The following is a 21,381-nucleotide window of genomic DNA, read 5'->3' on the forward strand; positions in this document are numbered from 1 at the left end:
ACTAAAGGCAGATTAAAAATGGCAAAAGAAAAATTCGAGCGGACAAAACCGCACGTAAACGTAGGCACCATCGGTCACGTTGACCACGGTAAAACCACATTGACAGCAGCAATTGCAACCGTGCTTTCTAAAGCATTCGGTGGCGAAGCTAAAGCATACGATCAGATCGATGCTGCTCCTGAAGAAAAAGCACGTGGTATTACGATTAATACTGCGCACGTTGAGTACGAGACTGCAAACCGTCACTACGCACACGTGGATTGCCCAGGACATGCTGACTACGTGAAGAACATGATTACTGGTGCTGCTCAGATGGACGGCGCAATTTTAGTTTGCTCTGCTGCTGACGGCCCAATGCCACAAACTCGTGAGCACATCCTCTTGGCACGCCAAGTGGGCGTTCCTTACATCATCGTGTTCTTGAACAAGTGCGACATGGTTGATGACGAAGAGTTGTTAGAGCTCGTAGAAATGGAAGTTCGTGAGCTTTTATCTAAATACAAATTCCCTGGCGATGACACACCAATCATCCGTGGTTCTGCTAAGTTAGCTCTTGAAGGCGACGAAGGCCCATTGGGTAAAGAAGCCATCATGAAATTGGCTGAAGCTTTGGATACCTTTATTCCTACTCCAGAACGTGCTGTTGACGGCGCATTCTTGATGCCAGTTGAAGATGTGTTCTCTATCTCCGGTCGCGGTACTGTTGTGACTGGTCGTATCGAGCGCGGTATTGTTAAGGTTGGTGAAGAGATCGAAATTATCGGTATCAAGCCAACACTCAAGACTACTTGTACTGGTGTTGAAATGTTCCGCAAATTGCTCGACCAAGGTCAAGCAGGCGATAACGTTGGTATCTTGTTACGCGGTACAAAACGTGAAGAAGTTGAGCGCGGCCAAGTATTGGCTAAGCCAGGTTCAATCACCCCACATACTCACTTTACAGCCGAGGTTTATATCTTGGGTAAAGATGAAGGTGGTCGTCATACTCCATTCTTTAACAACTATCGTCCACAGTTTTACTTCCGTACTACGGACGTAACTGGTTCAATCGAGTTGCCAAAAGACAAAGAAATGGTCATGCCTGGTGATAACGTTTCGATTACCGTAAAGCTCATCGCTCCAATCGCGATGGAAGAAGGTTTACGTTTTGCGATCCGTGAAGGTGGCCGTACTGTTGGCGCTGGCGTGGTTGCAAAGATTTTGGCTTAAGTAGTAAGTTTTAATTAGTTTTTATAAAGGGGTGTAGCTCAATTGGCAGAGCGTTGGTCTCCAAAACCAAAGGTTGGGGGTTCGATGCCCTCCGCCCCTGCCACGATTTGAACTGAAAGTAAAATGTCTCATCAAACAGCAAGTCATACTGAAGAAAAAAGCGGCTGGGTCTCTGGACTAGCTGCTTTAGTCGTCGTTGCAGCGCTAGTCTTGTACTACACGCTGGTAGATCAATCTATGTTGATTCGTCTCGCTGTTTTGTTTGGTGGTATTGCTGCTGCAGTTTTGATTGTGGCGATTTCACCAGATGGGCGCCGTTTTATCGCCTACGCAAAAGATTCTTGGTATGAAGTAAAAAAGGTTGTTTGGTCAACTCGTAAAGAGACCACCCAAATGACTCTAGTCGTATTTGGCTTTGTTCTGATCATGTCCTTATTTTTATGGATTGCAGACAAATTGATTGAATGGCTAGTTTTTTCAGTCTTTTTGGGCTGGAAGTGAGTAAAAAATGATTGATTCTGAAGTAGCTACTAATCCACAGGCTATCGGCAATATGCGCTGGTACGTCATTCATGCTTATTCCGGAATGGAAAAGAGCGTGAAAAGAGGTCTTGAAGAGCGTATTGCACGCTCTGGAATGCCTGAGAAATTTGGCCGTATTTTGGTCCCTTCCGAAGAGGTTGTGGAAATCAAGTCCGGTACCAAGTCAGTTTCTGAGCGTCGTTTCTTCCCAGGCTATGTCCTAATTGAGATGGAAATGACCGATGAGAGCTGGCATTTGGTGAAAAATACACCAAAAGTAACCGGTTTCGTAGGCGGCGTACGCAACCGCCCAAGCCCGATTTCCACTGCGGAAGTAGCAAAAATCATGGATCAAATGCAGGCTGGGGTGGATAAACCCAAGCCTAAGACCCTATTTGAAGTTGGCGAGATCGTGCGAGTTAAAGAAGGACCATTTGTTGATTTCAACGGAAATATCGAAGAAGTCAATTATGAGAAGTCAAGATTGCGCGTTTCTGTTACAATTTTCGGCCGCGGTACTCCAGTTGAGCTGGAGTTCGGCCAGGTAGAAAAGATGTAAAAACAAGGACTTAGTCCTGGTTTTAGTAGTTAGTAGTTAAGTGGTTAGCAATAACCGAGGAGCGGAGCTAGAAAGCCAAAAACTAGCGAAGCGTTTACTCAACGGCGGTCTTTCCTTATGAGGTTAGGCGCGCTTTAAGGAGCACACATGGCAAAGAAGATTATTGGATTTATTAAGCTGCAGATCCCTGCAGGTAAAGCAAATCCATCACCACCCGTAGGTCCAGCATTGGGTCAACGCGGTCTTAACATTATGGAATTCTGTAAGGCGTTCAATGCTCAAACTCAGAGCATGGAACCTGGCCTACCAATTCCAGTCGTGATTACAGCGTTTGCTGATAAGAGCTTCACATTCATCATGAAGACTCCTCCAGCAACCATCATGATTAAGAAGGCTGCGAAGATTGAAAAAGGATCACCACGTCCTCATACCGATAAAGTGGGCTCCATTACTCGTGCCCAGGCAGAAGAAATCGCTAAAGCAAAAATGCCAGATTTGACAGCAGCTGATATGGACGCAGCTGTTAGAACAATCGCTGGTAGCGCCCGTTCCATGGGCATCACTGTGGAAGGTCTCTAATCATGACTAAATTATCTAAACGCGTTAAAGCAATTCAATCTAAGGTTGATAGCAACAAGTTCTATTCATTAGATGACGCATTGAACCTCGTTAAAGAGTGTGCAACTGCTAAGTTTGATGAGTCTATCGATGTTGCTGTTCAGTTAGGCATTGATGCTAAGAAATCTGACCAAGTTGTGCGTGGCGCGGTAGTGCTCCCAGCTGGTACAGGTAAGCATGTTCGTGTAGCCGTTTTTGCTCAAGGCGAGAAGGCTGAACAAGCTAAAGCCGCTGGTGCAGAAATTGTTGGCATGGAAGAGCTTGCAGAACAAATTAAAGGCGGCAAAATTGATTTCGATATTTTGATCGCATCTCCAGACACAATGAAAATTGTTGGTACTTTAGGTCAAGTATTGGGCCCGCGTGGTTTGATGCCGAATCCAAAAGTTGGAACAGTGACTCCTGACGTTGCTACTGCAGTTAAAAATGCAAAAGCTGGTCAAGTTCAGTTCCGTGTGGACAAAGCCGGTATCGTGCACGCAAGCATTGGCCGTCGTTCATTCGAGCCGACTGCATTGAAATCAAACTTGCTCGCTTTGCTCGAAGCTTTAAATAAAGCGAAGCCACCTGCATCTAAGGGTATTTATTTAAAGAAGGTTGCTGTAAGCAGCACTATGGGTGCAGGCGTACGCGTAGACCAAGCATCGTTACAGGCAGCAGCTTAATTAGCCTGTAACAAAAAAGAACTTTGGGTCGACTCCTGCTCTTCGAGTGAGAGTCGAACATCAAAGACCGTTGGTGAATGAGTTTGCTTTTATAGAGATGAATTCTTAATCGTTACGAAAGTAATAACCAGCGCAGATGGCGACCCTGAAAAGATTTTCACAAGAACTTTGTGAACAAATGATCAGACGCTGGTGTGTAACCCCAACTGGAAACAGTTGGTTTTTATGGAGTTAAACCGTGCCTTTGAATGTACAAGACAAAAAAGCGATTGTTGCTGATGTCGGCGCTCAATTGGCTGGAGCCCAAACTGTCGTGCTCGCTGAATACCGTGGTATTCCAGTAGAGCAGTTGACAAAGCTACGTGCTAGCGCACGTGACCAAGGTGTATATCTTCGCGTTTTGAAGAACACATTGGCACGCCGTGCTGCACAAGGCACACAGTTTGAGCCCCTTGCTGATTCGATGGTTGGCCCCTTGATCTACGGCATCTCTGCTGATCCGATTGCTTCGGCAAAAGTATTGCAGAACTTTGCTAAGACTCAAGACAAGCTAGTCATTACTGCTGGCTTATATAACGGCAAGTTGTTGGACGTAGCGGGTGTTAAATCCCTCGCGTCTATTCCAAGCCGCGATGAGTTGTTATCTCAGTTGTTGGGTGTGATGTTGGCGCCTGTATCTGCGATGGCTCGCGTATTGGGCGCAGTAGCAGCACAAAAGGCAGAAGGAGCACCTGCTCCTGTTGCAGCACCGGTAGCAGAAGTAGTGGCAGCCCCAGCAGAAGTAGTTGCTGAAGCCGCCGCTCCAGAAGCAAGTGCTGAGCCTGCAGCCGCAGCCCCAGAAGCTGGAACAGAAACACCTGAAACCCCTGCCGCTGAATAAGCGACAAATTAACTATTTAAGTATTAGGAGCTAAAAATGGCGATTACTAAAGAAGAAATCATTGATGCAGTAGGTAGCATGTCCGTTATGGATTTGAACGACTTGGTTAAGGCGTTCGAAGAGAAGTTTGGCGTTTCAGCTGCAGCGATGGCTGTTGCTGGTCCTGCTGGTGCAGCTGGCGGCGCTGCTGCTGAAGAGCAAACAGAATTCACTGTTAACTTGCTCGAAGCTGGCGCAAACAAGGTTTCAGTAATTAAGGCAGTTCGCGAAATTACTGGTCTTGGCTTGAAAGAAGCTAAGGACTTGGTTGATGGTGCACCGAAGCCAATCAAAGAAGCTGTTGATAAGAAGACAGCTGAAGAAGCTAAGAAGAAGCTTGACGAAGCAGGCGCTAAGTCAGAAATCAAGTAATCCAAACTTTTCTAGCGCCTCCCAAAAGGAGTCGTTAGTTACGTTGGGTTTGATCTTTAGAGGTCAAACCCGATTTCATTTCTGATTGAAATCGGGTTTGCCTTCTGATACGACTGCAGAATGCAAGTTTGGTCGGACACTAAATCTATCGGTTTAGTGTTGTCCGCCAGTGATTGGTAGTGGCCAATCGCCAAATCTTTGTACAGTCGCTGAATTCGGAGATGAAATGAACTATAGCTTCACCGAACGCAAGCGAGTCCGTAAAAGCTTTGCTAAGCGAGTAAATAACCACCAGGTTCCGTACCTGATCGCAACGCAGCTGGAATCCTACGCTAAATTTTTACAGGCTGAAAAGCCAGCAACGTCTCGTCTTACTGAGGGACTTCAAGCTGCCTTTACATCAGCATTCCCAATTGTGTCTAACAACGGCTATGCACGTATGGAATACGTGTCTTACCAGTTGTCACAACCACCATTTGACGTTAAAGAATGTCAGCAACGTGGTTACACATACCACTCTGCCTTACGCGCAAAAGTTCGCTTGATTATTTATGATCGCGAAGCGCCTACTAAGGTTAAAGAGGTAAAAGAGAGCGAAGTCTACATGGGTGAAATTCCACTCATGACAGAAAATGGCTCTTTTGTGATTAACGGTACTGAGCGCGTCATCGTTTCTCAGTTGCATCGTTCCCCAGGCGTGTTCTTCGAACACGATAAGGGCAAGACACACAGCTCAGGTAAGCTGCTGTTCTCAGCACGCATCATTCCTTACCGTGGTTCATGGCTCGATTTCGAGTTCGATCCAAAAGATATTCTCTATTTCCGCGTTGACCGTCGTCGTAAGATGCCTGTCACCATTTTGCTCAAAGCAATTGGTTTAAACAACGAACAGATTCTCGCTAACTTCTTTAACTTTGATCATTTCTCATTGACTGCTAATGGCGGCTCAATGGAATTTGTACCAGAGCGTTTGCGTGGTCAGTTGGCTAGCTTCGATGTGCTCGACAAGAATGGCGTTGTAGTTATTCAAAAAGACAAGCGTATCAATGCAAAGCACATCCGTGAACTCGAGGCTGCTAAGACAAAAACAATCGCTGTACCAGATGACTATTTAATTGGTCGTGTAGTTGCACGCAATATTGTTGATCCAGATTCTGGTGAAATTTTGGCTTATGCTAATGATGAAATCACTGAAGAGGTATTGGCTACATTGCGCGATGCAGGCATCAAGCAATTAGAAACTATCTACACCAATGATTTAGATTCTGGCGCATATATTTCTCAGACATTGCGTACTGATGAAACTGCGGATCAAATGGCTGCTCGTATTGCCATCTATCGCATGATGCGTCCTGGTGAGCCTCCAACAGAAGATGCTGTTGAAGCCTTGTTCCAGCGCTTGTTCTATAACGAAGATAGTTACGATTTATCACGCGTTGGCCGTATGAAAGTTAACAGCCGTTTGAACCGTCCAGAAATGGAAGGCCCAATGGTTCTGTCGAACGAAGATATTCTCGACACTATTAAGTCCCTCGTAGATTTGCGTAACGGCAAAGGCGAAGTAGACGATATCGATCACTTAGGTAATCGTCGTGTACGTTGCGTTGGCGAATTGGCTGAAAACCAATTCCGTGCTGGTTTGTCACGTGTTGAGCGTGCGGTTAAAGAACGTCTCGGCCAAGCCGAAACAGAAAACCTCATGCCTCATGACTTGATTAACAGCAAGCCAATCTCTTCTGCTATTCGTGAGTTCTTCGGTTCTTCACAGTTGTCCCAGTTTATGGACCAAACCAACCCACTCTCAGAGATTACGCACAAGCGTCGTATTTCTGCATTGGGACCTGGTGGTTTGACCCGCGAGCGCGCAGGCTTTGAAGTGCGCGACGTGCATCCAACCCACTACGGACGTGTTTGCCCAATTGAAACTCCAGAAGGACCAAACATTGGTTTGATCAACTCACTCGCGTTATTTGCGCGTCTGAATGAGCACGGTTTCTTAGAAACCCCATACCGTAAAGTTTCCAATAGCAAGGTAAGCGATGAAGTGGTTTACCTCTCTGCAATTGAAGAGGCAAAGTATGTGATTGCTCAGGCAAACGCAACAATCGACAAGAGCGGTAAGTTGGCCGACGAATTGGTTTCTGCTCGTCAAGCTGGTGAGACCATGATGGTTAGCCCAGAGCGCATCGATTTCATCGACGTTGCTCCTAGCCAGATTGTTTCTGCTGCTGCTTCACTCGTTCCATTCTTAGAGCACGATGATGCAAACCGTGCGTTGATGGGTGCGAACATGCAGCGTCAAGCAGTTCCTTGCTTGCGTCCAGACAAGCCATTGGTTGGTACAGGTTTAGAGCGTATTGTTGCGGTTGACTCTGGTACTGTGATTTTGGCTTCCCGCGGCGGTATCGTTGATTATGTTGACGCAAACCGTGTAGTTATTCGTGTAAACGATGACGAGACAGCAGCTGGTGAAGTTGGTGTGGATATTTATAACCTCATCAAGTACACCCGTTCAAATCAAAATACCAACATTAACCAACGCCCAATCGTTCAGGCTGGTGATCGTGTTGTCCGCGGCGACGTAGTTGCTGACGGCGCATCTACCGACTTAGGTGAATTGGCTTTGGGTCAAAACATGACTGTGGCATTTATGCCATGGAACGGTTACAACTTCGAAGATTCAATCTTGATCTCTGAAAAAGTTGTTGCTGACGACCGCTACACCTCTATTCATATTGAAGAGTTGTCGGTTGTTGCCCGTGATACCAAGCTTGGTTCAGAAGAAATTACTCGCGATATTTCCAATTTGGCTGAGTCACAACTCTCCCGCTTGGATGAGAGCGGTATTGTTTACATCGGTGCTGAAGTTGAAGCTGGCGACGTATTGGTTGGTAAGGTAACTCCAAAGGGTGAGACAACTCTCACTCCGGAAGAGAAGCTGCTCCGTGCGATCTTCGGTGAAAAAGCATCTGACGTTAAAGATACTTCATTGCGCGTTCCATCTGGAATGATTGGTACTGTTATCGATGTTCAAGTCTTCACCCGTGAAGGTATTGAGCGCGATGCACGTGCACAGTCAATCATTCAAGAAGAATTACAACGCTATCGTTTGGACTTAAACGACCAGCTCCGTATTGTTGAGGGCGATGCCTTCATGCGTTTAGAAAAGCTGTTGATTGGCAAAGTTGCCAACGGTGGCCCTAAGAAATTGGCTAAAGGCACCAAGATCGACAAGGAATATCTTGCTGATTTGGACAAATACCATTGGTTCGATGTTCGTCCAGCGGATGATGAGGTTGCCTCACAAGTTGAAGCGATTAAATCTTCTATCGAAGCGAAGCGTAAACAGTTTGATGAAGCTTTTGAAGAGAAGCGCACCAAGCTTACCCAGGGCGATGATTTACAACCTGGCGTAACGAAGATGGTTAAGGTGTACTTGGCCGTTAAGCGTCGCTTGCAGCCTGGTGACAAGATGGCCGGTCGTCACGGTAACAAGGGTGTGGTTTCTAAAATCGCCCCAGCAGAAGATATGCCATTTATGGCTGACGGACGCCCTGTAGACATCGTCTTGAACCCATTGGGCGTTCCTTCCCGTATGAACGTTGGACAGATCTTGGAAACCCACTTAGGTTGGGCTGCCCAAGGTATTGGTAAGCGTATCGATGAGATGGTTCGTGAGCACGCTAAGCAAACTGAATTGCGTAAGTTCTTCAAGCAGCTTTACAACGAAACAGGTCGTGTTGAAGATATCGACAACTTCACTGATGAGCAGATCACTGTTTTGGCTGAGAATCTCCGCCAAGGCTTGCCATTTGCAACCCCAGTGTTTGACGGTGCTACTGAAGCTGAAATCGGACGTATGCTCGAGTTGGCGTATCCAGAAGATGTTGCTAAATCTTTGAAGATGACGCCATCACGTCAGCAAATGATTTTGTGCGACGGCCGTACCGGCGACCAATTTGAGCGTCCAGTAACTGTTGGCGTAATGCACGTCTTGAAACTCCACCATTTGGTCGATGACAAGATGCATGCTCGTTCAACCGGACCTTACTCTTTAGTAACGCAACAGCCATTGGGCGGTAAAGCTCAGTTCGGTGGTCAGCGCTTTGGTGAGATGGAAGTCTGGGCCCTCGAAGCATACGGTGCTTCATATGTCTTGCAGGAAATGCTGACAGTGAAGTCCGATGACGTCGCAGGCCGTACCAAGGTTTACGAAAACATCGTCAAGGGCGAGCACACGATTGATGCTGGCATGCCCGAATCCTTCAACGTGCTGGTAAAAGAAATCCGTTCGTTGGGTATTGACATTGACATGGAGCGCAACTGATATGAAAGCATTGCTCGATTTATTTAAGCAAACGCAGGGCGAAGAGCAGTTTGATGTCATCAAAATTGGTCTCGCATCTCCTGAGAAAATTCGCTCATGGTCTTTTGGTGAAGTACGCAAACCAGAAACCATCAACTACCGGACTTTTAAGCCCGAGCGTGATGGTTTGTTCTGCGCCAAGATTTTTGGACCAACTAAAGACTACGAGTGCTTATGCGGTAAGTACAAGCGCTTAAAGTTCCGTGGCGTTATCTGCGAGAAGTGCGGCGTTGAAGTTACTCTCGCTAAGGTACGTCGTGAGCGCATGGGCCACATTGAGTTGGCAGCCCCTGTAGCGCACATTTGGTTCTTGAAATCTTTACCATCCCGTTTAGGTATGGTTCTCGATATGACATTGCGTGATATCGAGCGCGTTCTTTACTTTGAAGCATATGTAGTTGTAGATCCTGGTATGACTCCTGAAGGCGCAATGAAGCGCGGTCAGATCATGTCTGAAGATGAATACATTGCCAAGACTGAAGAGTATGGTGACGGTGCATTTACCGCCATCATGGGTGCGGAAGGTATTCGTGACCTCTTACGTTCGATTGATATCGATCGCGAAGTAGAAACGATTCGCGCTGATTTAAAAGCTACTGGTAGCGATGCCAAGATCAAGAAATACGCTAAGCGCTTAAAAGTGCTCGAGGCGTTCCAGACTTCAGGCATTAAGCCTGACTGGATGATCATGGAAGTGCTGCCAGTATTGCCACCAGAATTGCGCCCATTGGTGCCATTGGATGGCGGTCGCTTTGCTACCTCAGATTTGAACGACCTCTATCGTCGTGTAATTAACCGTAACAACCGTTTAAAGCGCTTGTTAGAGTTGCGTGCACCAGAGATCATCGTTCGTAACGAAAAACGGATGTTGCAAGAAGCGGTGGACTCATTGCTCGACAACGGTCGTCGCGGTAAGGCTATGACTGGCGCTAACAAGCGTCCTCTCAAGTCCTTGGCTGAGATGATTAAAGGTAAGAGCGGTCGTTTCCGTCAAAACTTGTTGGGTAAACGTGTTGACTACTCTGGTCGTTCAGTCATCGTGGTTGGCCCTACATTGAAATTGCATCAGTGCGGCTTACCAAAATTGATGGCCTTGGAATTGTTCAAGCCATTCATTTTCAACAAGCTTGAGACTTTAGGAATTGCAACCACGATTAAGGCTGCGAAGAAAGAAGTTGAGAGCCAGACTCCAATCGTTTGGGATATTCTCGAAGAAGTGATTCGTGAACATCCAATCATGTTGAACCGTGCGCCTACATTGCACCGTCTCGGTATTCAGGCTTTCGAGCCAATGCTGATTGAAGGTAAGGCAATCCAATTGCACCCATTAGTTTGCGCGGCATTTAACGCAGACTTTGACGGTGACCAAATGGCGGTTCACGTACCTTTGTCGCTCGAAGCGCAAATGGAAGCGCGTACATTGATGTTGGCTTCGAACAACGTATTGTTCCCAGCCAACGGCGAACCATCTATCGTACCTTCACAGGACGTGGTGTTGGGTCTGTATTACGCTACACGTGACAAGATCAACGGTAAAGGCGAAGGCATGGTCTTCGCTAACATTACTGAAGTGGTACGTGCATACGAAGCAGGTCAAGTTGAATTGGCTTCTCGTGTTGCTGTCCGTATTACTGAGTTTGAGATTGTGGACAAGAAGGCAGAGGGCGACGCCCGTTTTGCTGAGAAGACCAAGATCTACCAAACATCAGTTGGCCGCGCAATCTTGTCTGAGATTTTGCCTAAAGGCATGTCTTTCGAGGAAATTAATAAGCCTTTGAAGAAAAAAGAAATCTCACGTTTGATCAACACATCATTCCGTAAGTGCGGTTTGCGTGAAACGGTTATTTTTGCTGACCGCCTCTTGCAGTCTGGTTTCCGTTTGGCAACCAACGCTGGTATCTCAGTTGCGATCGACGATATGTTGATCCCGACCTCTAAAGAGCGCATCATCACTGAGGCTTCTGCCAAGGTTAAAGAGTACGACAAGCAGTTCATGTCAGGCCTCGTAACCAATCAAGAACGTTATAACAACGTGGTTGATATTTGGGGTGCTGCAGGCGACCAAGTTGGTAAGGCGATGATGGACGAGTTGTCACACGTTGACGTACTCGACCGTAACGGTAAGACTGTTCGTCAAGAGTCCTTTAACTCCATCTACATGATGGCGGATTCTGGTGCACGTGGATCTGCAGCGCAGATTCGTCAGTTGGCCGGTATGCGTGGTTTGATGGCTAAGCCTGATGGCTCCATCATTGAAACCCCAATTACTGCGAACTTCCGTGAAGGCTTGAACGTATTGCAGTACTTCATTTCAACTCACGGTGCTCGTAAAGGTCTGGCTGATACAGCGTTGAAGACAGCGAACTCTGGTTACTTGACACGTCGTTTGTGCGACGTTACTCAAGATCTCGTGGTGATTGAAGATGATTGCGGCGCAACTAATGGTGTAACCATGAAGGCGCTGGTTGAAGGCGGCGAAATTATCGAAGCATTGCGTGACCGTATTTTGGGTCGTGTATGTATCGGTGACATCGTTCATCCTGACACACAAGAAGTCATTGTTCCGAACGACACATTGCTCGATGAAGATCATGTTGATCAAATCGTTGCATTGGGTATCGACGAAGTTAAAGTTCGCACAGTATTGTCTTGCCTAACTCGCTTTGGTTTGTGCGCGAAGTGCTACGGACGTGATCTAGGTCGCGGTGGTTTGGTAAACGTTGGTGAAGCAGTTGGCGTGATCGCCGCTCAGTCTATCGGCGAGCCAGGCACACAGTTGACTATGCGTACTTTCCACATTGGTGGCGCAGCGTCACGTGCATTAGTTGCAAGCAATATTGAAGCCAAATCTAACGGTGCTTTGAAGTTCTCTGCCACGATGCGTGTTGTCAAGAACGCGAAGGGTGAGCAGATCGTGATTTCACGTTCTGGCGAAGCCTTGATCGTTGATGAGAACGGTCGTGAGCGTGAGCGCCATAAGGTGCCTTATGGCGCAACTCTCTTGTTAAAAGAAGATGCGGCTGTTAAGGCTGGCGCAAGCTTGGCGACATGGGACCCATTAACACGTCCGATTATTTCTGAGTACGCTGGTATCGCTCGCTTCGACAACGTCGAAGAAGGTGTAACTGTTGCTAAGCAGGTTGACGAAGTTACTGGTCTCTCCACTTTGGTGGTGATTGACGGTAAGCGTCGTTCTGCTGCTAGCAAAGGCGTTCGTCCAATGATCAACTTGGTTGATGACAAGGGTAACGAAGTCATGATCGCCGGTACTGATCATCCAGTAAACATTGGCCTCCAAGTAGGTGCTTTGATTACGGTTAAAGATGGTCAGAAAGTTGAAGTTGGTGAAGTATTGGCGCGTATTCCAATCGAATCACAGAAGACTCGCGACATTACCGGTGGCTTGCCACGCGTTGCTGAATTGTTCGAAGCACGTTCACCAAAAGATGCAGCAGTATTGGCGAAAGTGACTGGAACAGTGTCATTCGGTAAGGAAACCAAAGGTAAACAACGTTTGGTTATTACTGATATGGACGGCGAAGCCAATGAATTCTTGATTCCTAAAGAGAAGCAAGTTCTTGTTCATGACGGTCAAGTTGTGAACAAGGGCGAGATGATTGTGGAAGGCCCTGCTGATCCACATGACATCTTGACTCTCCGCGGTATTGAAGAGTTGGCGATCTACATCGTTGATGAAGTTCAAGACGTTTACCGTTTGCAGGGCGTGAAGATTAATGACAAGCACATTGAAGTGATCGTGCGTCAAATGTTGCGTCGTGTGCAAATTACTGATGGCGGCGATACCGCTTACATCACTGGTGAGCAAGTTGAGCGTTCAAAACTGTATGACGCTAACGATTTAGTGATTGCTGCAGGTAAGCGCCCAGCCCAGTTCGAGAACGTGCTGTTGGGTATTACAAAAGCATCCTTGTCGACCGACAGCTTCATTTCAGCGGCTTCTTTCCAAGAAACCACCCGTGTATTGACTGAAGCCGCAATTATGGGCAAGACCGATACACTCCGTGGCCTCAAGGAAAACGTCATTATTGGTCGTCTGATTCCTGCTGGTACCGGCTTGTCTTACCGCCGTGCACGCAAGGTCAGAGAGCAATTCGAGCGTGATCGCGCTCAAATGATTGCCGCCGAAGAAGAGGCAATGGCCAATATGCCTGTAGAAATTGAGGCTGAAGTCGTTGCTCCTGCTGGGGAGGCTGATCCGAGCTAATTTGGTAATTCTGGCCAGAAATGGCCAGTTTTTTCCCCATTTGGTTGACGGAAAAGGCTGGCCAAGCTAGAATGCTGAGTTCTACTGATTCAGAAGAGGGTCTTTTTGACCTAGAAATTCTCTAAGTCATTGATTTTCTTGAAGAAAGCAACAAAGAAGTACTAACCGAGCTATTTTATGCCAACAATTAATCAATTAATACGTAAGCCAAGATCCAGGCTGATCGTTAAAAGTAAGAGCCCTGCACTGGAAAACAGTCCGCAGCGCCGTGGTGTTTGTACACGTGTGTACACCACTACTCCTAAAAAGCCTAACTCTGCGCTCCGTAAAGTAGCCAAAGTTCGCTTAACCAATGGTTTTGAAGTGATTTCATACATTGGTGGTGAGGGCCATAACCTCCAGGAACACTCAGTAGTGTTAATCCGTGGTGGTCGTGTAAAGGATTTGCCAGGTGTTCGTTACCACATCGTTCGTGGCTCACTTGACTTGCAAGGTGTTAAAGACCGTAAGCAGTCTCGTTCCAAGTACGGTGCTAAGCGCGCTAAGAAATCTGCTTAATCTTTCAATAGATTTTTGCTGAAGTATTTGTAGTAGGTCTTCGTTTGTCAGACTTAAAAGACAAGTAAGTGGTTGTCTCGTCTAAGAATTTTCTTAGATAGTAGGGCGGCCGGAGCGGGTGATCCATGTGGGTCGCCCCTAACTGAACTGAAGGAGTAGTTATGCCACGTCGTCGTGAAGTTCCCAAACGGGAAATTTTGCCGGATCCAAAATTCGGTAATGTAGAAGTAGCTAAATTCATGAACGTCCTCATGTTGGACGGTAAGAAATCGGTTGCAGAGCGTATCGTTTACGGTGCCTTTGATCACATCGAGAAAAAAGCAAACAAAGAACCACTCGAAATTTTCTCAACAGCTATGGGCAACGTAAAGCCAATGGTTGAGGTGAAGAGCCGTCGTGTTGGTGGCGCTAACTACCAGGTTCCTGTTGAAGTTCGCCCATCACGCCGCTCTGCTTTGGCAATGCGTTGGGTGCGCGAAGCCGCTAAAAAGCGCGGTGAGAAATCTATGGCTCAACGTTTGGCCAACGAATTATTAGAAGCTGCAGAAGGTCGCGGCGGAGCAATGAAGAAGCGTGAAGAAGTTCACCGTATGGCAGAAGCTAACAAAGCTTTCTCACATTTCCGCTTCTAATCAAATAGTAAAGAAAAGGCACCAACAGTGGCACGTAAAACCCCCATCGACAGATACCGCAATATTGGTATCTCTGCGCACATTGACGCAGGCAAGACAACAACTACAGAACGCGTTTTGTTCTACACCGGTGTTAATCATAAAATTGGTGAAGTACATGATGGCGCTGCAACCATGGACTGGATGGAGCAAGAGCAAGAGCGTGGCATCACGATTACATCTGCTGCTACTACAACGTTCTGGAAGGGCATGGCTGGTAATTTCGCAGAGCACCGTATCAATATTATTGATACCCCAGGACACGTAGACTTCACTATTGAAGTTGAGCGTTCAATGCGCGTGTTGGATGGTGCTTGCATGGTTTACTGTGCGGTTGGTGGTGTACAGCCACAATCTGAAACTGTTTGGCGTCAAGCTAACAAGTATCAAGTTCCACGTTTAGCTTTTGTAAATAAGATGGACCGCACTGGCGCGAACTTCTTTAAGGTCTATGACCAGATGAAGTTACGCCTTAAAGCAAATCCTATCTTGATCCAGATTCCTATTGGCGCTGAAGAAAACTTCAAGGGCGTTGTGGACTTGGTAAAAATGAAGGCCATCTATTGGGATGAGGCTTCACAAGGCACTAAGTTTAGCTACGAAGAGATTCCTGCTGAATTAAAGGCATCTGCAGATGAGTGGCGCGAAAAGATGGTTGAAGCCGCTGCTGAAAGTTCAGAAGAGTTGATGGAGAAGTATCTTGGTGGCGAAGAGTTAACCGAAGAAGAAATCAAAAAAGCGTTGCGTCAACGTACGATTGCTAATGAAATCATTCCAATGATGTGCGGAACTGCCTTCAAAAACAAAGGCGTTCAGGCGATGTTGGATGCGGTGGTTGAGTTGTTGCCATCCCCATTAGACGTTCCACCAGTTCCTTGTGAATTGGAAGACGGCACCCCAACAACACGTAAAGCTGACGATGCTGAGAAATTCTCTGCATTGGCATTTAAGATTATGACTGACCCATTTGTTGGCCAGCTCATCTTCTTCCGCGTTTACTCGGGCGTAATGAAATCTGGCGACACAATCTACAACCCAATCAAGGGTAAGAAAGAGCGTGTTGGTCGTTTATTGCAAATGCATGCCAACCAACGTGAAGAAATTAAAGAAGTCTACGCAGGGGATATCGCTGCTGCAGTTGGTCTAAAAGACGCAACTACTGGCGAAACATTATGTGACCCAGATAGCATTGTTATTTTGGAGCGCATGGTATTCCCAGAGCCAGTTATCTCACAAGCAGTTGAGCCAAAGACAAAACCAGACCAAGAAAAAATGGGTCTTGCTTTGAATCGTTTGGCACAAGAAGATCCATCATTCCGCGTTAAGACAGATGAAGAATCTGGTCAAACGATTATTTCCGGTATGGGCGAGCTCCATTTGGAAATTTTGGTTGACCGTATGCGTCGTGAGTTTGGTGTTGAAGCAACTGTTGGTAAGCCACAAGTTGCCTATCGCGAAACTATTCGTAAAGTTTGCGAAGAAATCGAAGGTAAGTTTGTTAAGCAGTCTGGTGGTCGCGGTCAATACGGTCACGTGGTATTGAAGCTTGAGCCACAAGAGCCAGGCAAAGGTTTTGAATTCATTGACGCTATTAAGGGCGGTGTAGTTCCACGCGAATACATCCCTGCTGTAGAAAAAGGAATTCGCGAAACATTGAACTCCGGTATTTTGGCTGGTTATCCAGTCGTTGATATCAAAGCTACATTGTTCTTCGGTTCATACCATGATGTTGACTCCAATGAAAACGCATTTAAGATGGCGGGCTCTATGGCATTCAAAGACGGTATGCGTAAAGCAGCGCCAGTGTTACTTGAGCCGATGATGGCTGTTGAAGTAGAAACACCAGAAGATTTCATGGGTAACGTAATGGGCGATCTCTCATCCCGTCGCGGTATTTTGCAAGGTATGGACGACATTCCAGGCGGCGGTAAGATCGTTCGCGCTGAAGTGCCGTTGGCAGAGATGTTTGGTTACTCAACTGGCTTGCGCTCGTTGACCCAAGGTCGCGCTACCTACACCATGGAGTTTAAGCATTATTCCGAAGCACCGAAGAACGTTGCTGAAGCAGTTATGGCTGCCAAAGCGAAGTAATTTATCCACATTAATTTTGAATATTGACTAGCTAAAGAAGGCAGACAAAAATGGCAAAAGAAAAATTCGAGCGGACAAAACCGCACGTAAACGTAGGCACCATCGGTCACGTTGACCACGGTAAAACCACATTGACAGCAGCAATTGCAACCGTGCTTTCTAAAGCATTCGGTGGCGAAGCTAAAGCATACGATCAGATCGATGCTGCTCCTGAAGAAAAAGCACGTGGTATTACGATTAATACTGCGCACGTTGAGTACGAGACTGCAAACCGTCACTACGCACACGTGGATTGCCCAGGACATGCTGACTACGTGAAGAACATGATTACTGGTGCTGCTCAGATGGACGGCGCAATTTTAGTTTGCTCTGCTGCTGACGGCCCAATGCCACAAACTCGTGAGCACATCCTCTTGGCACGCCAAGTGGGCGTTCCTTACATCATCGTGTTCTTGAACAAGTGCGACATGGTTGATGACGAAGAGTTGTTAGAGCTCGTAGAAATGGAAGTTCGTGAGCTTTTATCTAAATACAAATTCCCTGGCGATGACACACCAATCATCCGTGGTTCTGCTAAGTTAGCTCTTGAAGGCGACGAAGGCCCATTGGGTAAAGAAGCCATCATGAAATTGGCTGAAGCTTTGGATACCTTTATTCCTACTCCAGAACGTGCTGTTGACGGCGCATTCTTGATGCCAGTTGAAGATGTGTTCTCTATCTCCGGTCGCGGTACTGTTGTGACTGGTCGTATCGAGCGCGGTATTGTTAAGGTTGGTGAAGAGATCGAAATTATCGGTATCAAGCCAACACTCAAGACTACTTGTACTGGTGTTGAAATGTTCCGCAAATTGCTCGACCAAGGTCAAGCAGGCGATAACGTTGGTATCTTGTTACGCGGTACAAAACGTGAAGAAGTTGAGCGCGGCCAAGTATTGGCTAAGCCAGGTTCAATCACCCCACATACTCACTTTACAGCCGAGGTTTATATCTTGGGTAAAGATGAAGGTGGTCGTCATACTCCATTCTTTAACAACTATCGTCCACAGTTTTACTTCCGTACTACGGACGTAACTGGTTCAATCGAGTTGCCAAAAGACAAAGAAATGGTCATGCCTGGTGATAACGTTTCGATTACCGTAAAGCTCATCGCTCCAATCGCGATGGAAGAAGGTTTACGTTTTGCGATCCGTGAAGGTGGCCGTACTGTTGGCGCCGGCGTGGTTGCAAAGATTTTGGCTTAAGTAGTAAGTTTTAATTAGTAAAAATATTTAGCGGTTTGCTAACCGGTGACATCAGTGCTGCTGATGTCACCGAGCTCTTTAGATGTATAACGTGGCAGCACCACAACGCCCTTGGAATTAATATGCAAAACCAAAAAATTCGTATTCGCCTTAAAGCATTTGATTACCGTTTAATCGACCAGTCTGCAGCTGAAATCGTTGATACAGCTAAGCGTACTGGTGCAGTTGTTAAGGGTCCAGTTCCTTTGCCAACCCGTATTGAGCGTTTTGATATCTTGCGTTCACCACACGTGAACAAGACATCCCGTGATCAGTTAGAGATCCGCACCCATCTCCGTTTGATGGATATAGTTGATCCTACAGAGAAAACTGTAGATGCTTTGATGAAGTTAGACCTTCCAGCAGGCGTGGACGTTGAAATTAAGTTGCAGTAATTTGTTGTTTCCAGCCTTTTTGCTTGTCAAGACTGGGTTTTCGGGATAGAATCTAAGGCTTCGCTCAATTATTTGGGCGATAATCTTAGTTTTATCAGCACTAAAAACGTTGTAAGTTATTGATTTAGAAGTACTTTTACTTGTAAATCACTTAAATTAATTTTGCCGACCAATCGAAGTCGGCGTGGAGCATGAATATGAGCTTAGGCTTAATCGGCCGCAAGGTCGGCATGACCCGTCTATTTACGGACGAAGGGGACTCAATCCCTGTGACCGTAATTGACGTGAGCGACAACAGAATCGCTCAAATCAAGACCCAGGCAACTGATGGCTATGATGCTATCCAGTTAGCACATGGCACACGTAGAGCTACTCGCGTTACTAAAGCAATGGCTGGTCACTTCGCCAAAGCTGGTGTGATGGCAGGTAACGGCCTCAACGAATTCCAATTAGATGCAGCAAAAATTGCAGAAATGACGCCAGGACAAGTTATTCCTGCTGACACTGCATTTACTGCTGGCCAGAAGGTGGACGTACAAGGCGTGTCTATCGGTAAGGGCTACGCTGGTACCATCAAGCGTTATCACTTCGCTTCTGGTCGTGCATCCCACGGTAACTCACGCTCACATAACGTACCTGGCTCTATCGGTATGGCGCAAGATCCAGGTCGAGTTTTCCCTGGTAAGCGCATGACCGGTCACTTGGGTGACGTTACACGTACAGTTCAAAATTTAGTCATCGCACGCATTGATGCAGAACGTAATCTCATCATGGTTAAAGGCGCTATTCCAGGTGCCCCAGGCGGTAAAGTTATTGTTACTCCAGCGGTTAAAACACCGCTGAAGAAGAAATAAGGAGAGCGATTATGGAACTTAAGCTTCTCCAAGACAACGGTACTTTAGGTGCAGGCGTACAAGCCTCACCGGAAGTATTCGAACGTGAATATAACGAAGCATTGGTACACCAGGTTGTTGTGGCCTACCAAGCAAATGCGCGTAGCGGTAACCGTGCACAAAAAGACCGTGAGCAAGTTAAGCACACAACCAAGAAACCTTGGCGTCAAAAAGGTACGGGTCGTGCACGTGCTGGTATGAGCTCTTCCCCGCTGTGGCGTGGAGGTGGTCGTATATTCCCGAATTCTCCAGAAGAGAATTTCAGCCAAAAAGTAAACAAGAAAATGTACCGCGCCGGCATGAGATCTATTTTGTCTCAGTTAGCACGCGAAGGTCGTTTGAATGTTGTTGATCAATTTTCTCTTGACGCTCCAAAGACTAAAGTTTTAGCTGACAAAGTTAAAGCTATGGGATTGGATTCAGTCTTGATTATTGTTGATCAGGTTAGCGAGAATTTGTACTTGGCATCACGTAACTTGCATAAGGTTGCTGTATGTGAGCCACAGCACGCTGATCCGTTAGCTTTGGTTCAATACAAAAAAGTATTGGTAAGCAAAGCTGCGATCGCAAAAATTGAGGAGTTGCTGAAATGAGCCAAGTCCGTAAGAATGATCACAACCTAATGAGGGTTCTGCTTGGACCGGTTATCTCTGAAAAAGCCACTATGGTTGCAGAGAAAAACGAACAAGTAGTTTTCCAAGTAGCTCGCGACGCAAATAAACTCGATGTAAAACAAGCGGTTGAGTTGCTCTTCAAAGTGCAAGTTGATTCTGTTCAAATCGTGAATCAAAAGGGTAAGCCTAAGCGCTATGGCCGTTTTGAAGGTCGTCGTGACCACACTAAGAAGGCCTACGTAAGCTTGAAGCCAGGTCAAGAAATTAACTTTGAAGCGGAGGCGAATTAATCATGCCTTTGATGAAGACAAAACCGACCTCACCAGGTCGTCGTTCAATGGTCAAGGTGGTAAATCCTGACCTGCATAAAGGTAAACCTTTTGCAGCGTTGGTAGAGCCACAATTCCAAAAAGCGGGTCGTAACAATAATGGTCACATCACTACCCGTCATAAAGGTGGTGGTCATAAGCATCACTATCGTGTTGTTGATTTCAAACGCAACGACAAAGATGGTATTCCAGCAAAAGTTGAACGCTTGGAATACGATCCAAACCGTAGTGCAAATATTGCATTGATCGTGTTTGCTGATGGTGAGCGTCGCTACATTCTTGCTGCAAAAGGGATGACTGTTGGTCAGGCATTGATGAGTGGCTCAGAAGCCCCAATCAAGTCTGGTAATAACTTGCCAATTCGCAACATTCCGGTTGGTAGCACGATTCACTGTGTAGAAATCATGCCGGGTAAGGGTGCTCAAGTAGCACGCTCGGCCGGTGGTTCAGCAGTATTGTTGGCCCGTGAAGGTGTATACGCTCAAGTGCGTTTGCGCTCAGGCGAAGTGCGCCGTGTTCTGATTGAGTGCCGCGCCACTATTGGTGAAGTTGGCAACGAAGAGCACAGCTTGCGTGTTATTGGTAAAGCTGGTGCAAATCGCTGGCGTGGTATTCGCCCAACCGTTCGCGGTGTGGCAATGAACCCAGTAGATCACCCACATGGTGGTGGTGAAGGTAAAACTGGTGAAGGCCGTGTACCAGTATCTCCATGGGGCACTCCAACTAAAGGTTATCGTACACGTCGTAACAAGCGTACAACATCGATGATCGTTCAACGTCGTCAAAAGCGTTAAGCGATTAAGGAAAAATAGATATGACACGTTCAGCTAAAAAAGGCCCATTTTGCGAAGCCAGCTTGGTAAACAAGGTTGAAGTCGCACAAGCCAACAAAGACAAAAAGCCGATCAAAACTTGGTCACGCCGTTCAACAATCCTCCCAGACTTTATTGGTCTGACGATTGCTGTGCATAACGGTCGTCAACACGTTCCGGTTTATGTATCAGAAAACATGGTGGGTCATAAGTTAGGCGAATTTGCCTTGACCCGTACTTTCAAAGGTCACGCTGCTGACAAGAAAGTAACGAAGAAGTAAGG

Annotated in this window: 18 protein-coding genes, 1 tRNA gene and 1 pseudogene; all 20 read left to right on the forward strand. The window is 46.6% G+C overall.

What is annotated here, in order from left to right; genetic code table 11:
• Positions 1 to 18 precede the first annotated feature (18 nt).
• Positions 19 to 1,209, forward strand: coding sequence for an elongation factor Tu (tuf, locus tag ICN37_RS00400; RefSeq protein WP_215321266.1), 1,191 nt, complete (start codon positions 19 to 21; stop codon positions 1,207 to 1,209).
• Between the two features lie 27 nt (positions 1,210 to 1,236).
• Positions 1,237 to 1,312, forward strand: a tRNA-Trp gene (locus ICN37_RS00405).
• 20 nt (positions 1,313 to 1,332) lie between these two features.
• Complete coding sequence (gene secE, locus ICN37_RS00410) at positions 1,333 to 1,710, forward strand: preprotein translocase subunit SecE (protein WP_216154298.1); 378 nt, start codon at positions 1,333 to 1,335, stop codon at positions 1,708 to 1,710.
• Positions 1,711 to 1,717: 7 nt separating this feature from the next.
• Positions 1,718 to 2,290: a transcription termination/antitermination protein NusG gene (gene nusG / locus ICN37_RS00415; protein ID WP_072582060.1), complete on the forward strand. Its 573-nt coding sequence runs from the start codon at positions 1,718 to 1,720 to the stop codon at positions 2,288 to 2,290.
• A 147-nt stretch (positions 2,291 to 2,437) separates the two neighbouring features.
• The gene (gene rplK, locus ICN37_RS00420; RefSeq protein WP_068320088.1) at positions 2,438 to 2,869 is read left to right on the forward strand and encodes a 50S ribosomal protein L11; all 432 of its coding nucleotides are present in this window, start codon (positions 2,438 to 2,440) and stop codon (positions 2,867 to 2,869) included.
• A gap of 2 nt (positions 2,870 to 2,871) precedes the next feature.
• Entirely contained in the window at positions 2,872 to 3,573 is a 702-nt protein-coding gene (gene rplA, locus ICN37_RS00425) for a 50S ribosomal protein L1 (RefSeq protein ID WP_215321269.1), read from the forward strand.
• Positions 3,574 to 3,811: 238 nt separating this feature from the next.
• Positions 3,812 to 4,330 (forward strand): annotated as a pseudogene (gene rplJ / locus ICN37_RS00430) (50S ribosomal protein L10); the annotation flags it as partial.
• Between the two features lie 159 nt (positions 4,331 to 4,489).
• Positions 4,490 to 4,864 (forward strand): 50S ribosomal protein L7/L12, encoded by a 375-nt coding sequence (rplL, locus tag ICN37_RS00435; RefSeq protein WP_173941805.1) that lies wholly within the window; start codon positions 4,490 to 4,492, stop codon positions 4,862 to 4,864.
• 226 nt (positions 4,865 to 5,090) lie between these two features.
• Positions 5,091 to 9,191: a DNA-directed RNA polymerase subunit beta gene (rpoB, locus tag ICN37_RS00440; RefSeq protein WP_216154299.1), complete on the forward strand. Its 4,101-nt coding sequence runs from the start codon at positions 5,091 to 5,093 to the stop codon at positions 9,189 to 9,191.
• 1 nt (position 9,192) lies between these two features.
• Positions 9,193 to 13,455 carry a DNA-directed RNA polymerase subunit beta' gene (rpoC, locus tag ICN37_RS00445; protein ID WP_215321272.1) on the forward strand — a complete coding sequence of 1,421 codons (4,263 nt, stop codon included), beginning with the start codon at positions 9,193 to 9,195 and terminating at the stop codon, positions 13,453 to 13,455.
• Positions 13,456 to 13,632: 177 nt separating this feature from the next.
• The gene (gene rpsL / locus ICN37_RS00450) at positions 13,633 to 14,013 is read left to right on the forward strand and encodes a 30S ribosomal protein S12 (protein WP_072582063.1); all 381 of its coding nucleotides are present in this window, start codon (positions 13,633 to 13,635) and stop codon (positions 14,011 to 14,013) included.
• Between the two features lie 161 nt (positions 14,014 to 14,174).
• Entirely contained in the window at positions 14,175 to 14,645 is a 471-nt protein-coding gene (gene rpsG, locus ICN37_RS00455; protein ID WP_011901897.1) for a 30S ribosomal protein S7, read from the forward strand.
• 27 nt (positions 14,646 to 14,672) lie between these two features.
• Positions 14,673 to 16,775: an elongation factor G gene (fusA, locus tag ICN37_RS00460; RefSeq protein ID WP_215321273.1), complete on the forward strand. Its 2,103-nt coding sequence runs from the start codon at positions 14,673 to 14,675 to the stop codon at positions 16,773 to 16,775.
• Positions 16,776 to 16,825: 50 nt separating this feature from the next.
• A complete protein-coding gene (gene tuf, locus ICN37_RS00465) occupies positions 16,826 to 18,016 on the forward strand; it encodes an elongation factor Tu (RefSeq protein ID WP_215321266.1) in 1,191 nt (396 codons plus the stop codon).
• A 122-nt stretch (positions 18,017 to 18,138) separates the two neighbouring features.
• Positions 18,139 to 18,450: a 30S ribosomal protein S10 gene (rpsJ, locus tag ICN37_RS00470; protein WP_011901899.1), complete on the forward strand. Its 312-nt coding sequence runs from the start codon at positions 18,139 to 18,141 to the stop codon at positions 18,448 to 18,450.
• A gap of 197 nt (positions 18,451 to 18,647) precedes the next feature.
• On the forward strand, positions 18,648 to 19,304 hold the full coding sequence (gene rplC / locus ICN37_RS00475; protein ID WP_011901900.1) for a 50S ribosomal protein L3: 657 nt from the start codon (positions 18,648 to 18,650) through the stop codon (positions 19,302 to 19,304).
• A gap of 11 nt (positions 19,305 to 19,315) precedes the next feature.
• Entirely contained in the window at positions 19,316 to 19,936 is a 621-nt protein-coding gene (gene rplD / locus ICN37_RS00480) for a 50S ribosomal protein L4 (RefSeq protein WP_011901901.1), read from the forward strand.
• The gene (gene rplW, locus ICN37_RS00485; protein ID WP_072582065.1) at positions 19,933 to 20,247 is read left to right on the forward strand and encodes a 50S ribosomal protein L23; all 315 of its coding nucleotides are present in this window, start codon (positions 19,933 to 19,935) and stop codon (positions 20,245 to 20,247) included. The genes rplD and rplW overlap by 4 nt, the downstream gene beginning before the upstream one ends.
• Before the next feature lie 2 nt (positions 20,248 to 20,249).
• Positions 20,250 to 21,080, forward strand: coding sequence for a 50S ribosomal protein L2 (gene rplB / locus ICN37_RS00490; RefSeq protein ID WP_215321274.1), 831 nt, complete (start codon positions 20,250 to 20,252; stop codon positions 21,078 to 21,080).
• A gap of 20 nt (positions 21,081 to 21,100) precedes the next feature.
• Complete coding sequence (rpsS, locus tag ICN37_RS00495) at positions 21,101 to 21,379, forward strand: 30S ribosomal protein S19 (RefSeq protein ID WP_046329379.1); 279 nt, start codon at positions 21,101 to 21,103, stop codon at positions 21,377 to 21,379.
• Positions 21,380 to 21,381 lie beyond the last annotated feature (2 nt).

It is taken from the genome of Polynucleobacter sp. P1-05-14, assembly GCF_018881675.1.
GTDB lineage: Bacteria > Pseudomonadota > Gammaproteobacteria > Burkholderiales > Burkholderiaceae > Polynucleobacter.

Bases quoted from the DNA above. Each gene is read 5' to 3' on its own strand.
- rplL (WP_173941805.1), top strand. From the start codon at position 4,490: ATGGCGATTACTAAAGAAGAAATCATTGATGCAGTAGGTAGCATGTCC.
- rplA (WP_215321269.1), top strand. From the start codon at position 2,872: ATGACTAAATTATCTAAACGCGTTAAAGCAATTCAATCTAAGGTTGAT.
- rpsS (WP_046329379.1), top strand. From the start codon at position 21,101: ATGACACGTTCAGCTAAAAAAGGCCCATTTTGCGAAGCCAGCTTGGTA.
- rpoC (WP_215321272.1), top strand. From the start codon at position 9,193: ATGAAAGCATTGCTCGATTTATTTAAGCAAACGCAGGGCGAAGAGCAG.
- rpoB (WP_216154299.1), top strand. From the start codon at position 5,091: ATGAACTATAGCTTCACCGAACGCAAGCGAGTCCGTAAAAGCTTTGCT.
- tuf (WP_215321266.1), top strand. From the start codon at position 16,826: ATGGCAAAAGAAAAATTCGAGCGGACAAAACCGCACGTAAACGTAGGC.
- rplK (WP_068320088.1), top strand. From the start codon at position 2,438: ATGGCAAAGAAGATTATTGGATTTATTAAGCTGCAGATCCCTGCAGGT.
- rplB (WP_215321274.1), top strand. From the start codon at position 20,250: ATGCCTTTGATGAAGACAAAACCGACCTCACCAGGTCGTCGTTCAATG.
- nusG (WP_072582060.1), top strand. From the start codon at position 1,718: ATGATTGATTCTGAAGTAGCTACTAATCCACAGGCTATCGGCAATATG.
- rpsG (WP_011901897.1), top strand. From the start codon at position 14,175: ATGCCACGTCGTCGTGAAGTTCCCAAACGGGAAATTTTGCCGGATCCA.
- secE (WP_216154298.1), top strand. From the start codon at position 1,333: ATGTCTCATCAAACAGCAAGTCATACTGAAGAAAAAAGCGGCTGGGTC.
- rplD (WP_011901901.1), top strand. From the start codon at position 19,316: ATGGAACTTAAGCTTCTCCAAGACAACGGTACTTTAGGTGCAGGCGTA.
- rplC (WP_011901900.1), top strand. From the start codon at position 18,648: ATGAGCTTAGGCTTAATCGGCCGCAAGGTCGGCATGACCCGTCTATTT.
- rplW (WP_072582065.1), top strand. From the start codon at position 19,933: ATGAGCCAAGTCCGTAAGAATGATCACAACCTAATGAGGGTTCTGCTT.
- tuf (WP_215321266.1), top strand. From the start codon at position 19: ATGGCAAAAGAAAAATTCGAGCGGACAAAACCGCACGTAAACGTAGGC.
- rpsL (WP_072582063.1), top strand. From the start codon at position 13,633: ATGCCAACAATTAATCAATTAATACGTAAGCCAAGATCCAGGCTGATC.
- rpsJ (WP_011901899.1), top strand. From the start codon at position 18,139: ATGCAAAACCAAAAAATTCGTATTCGCCTTAAAGCATTTGATTACCGT.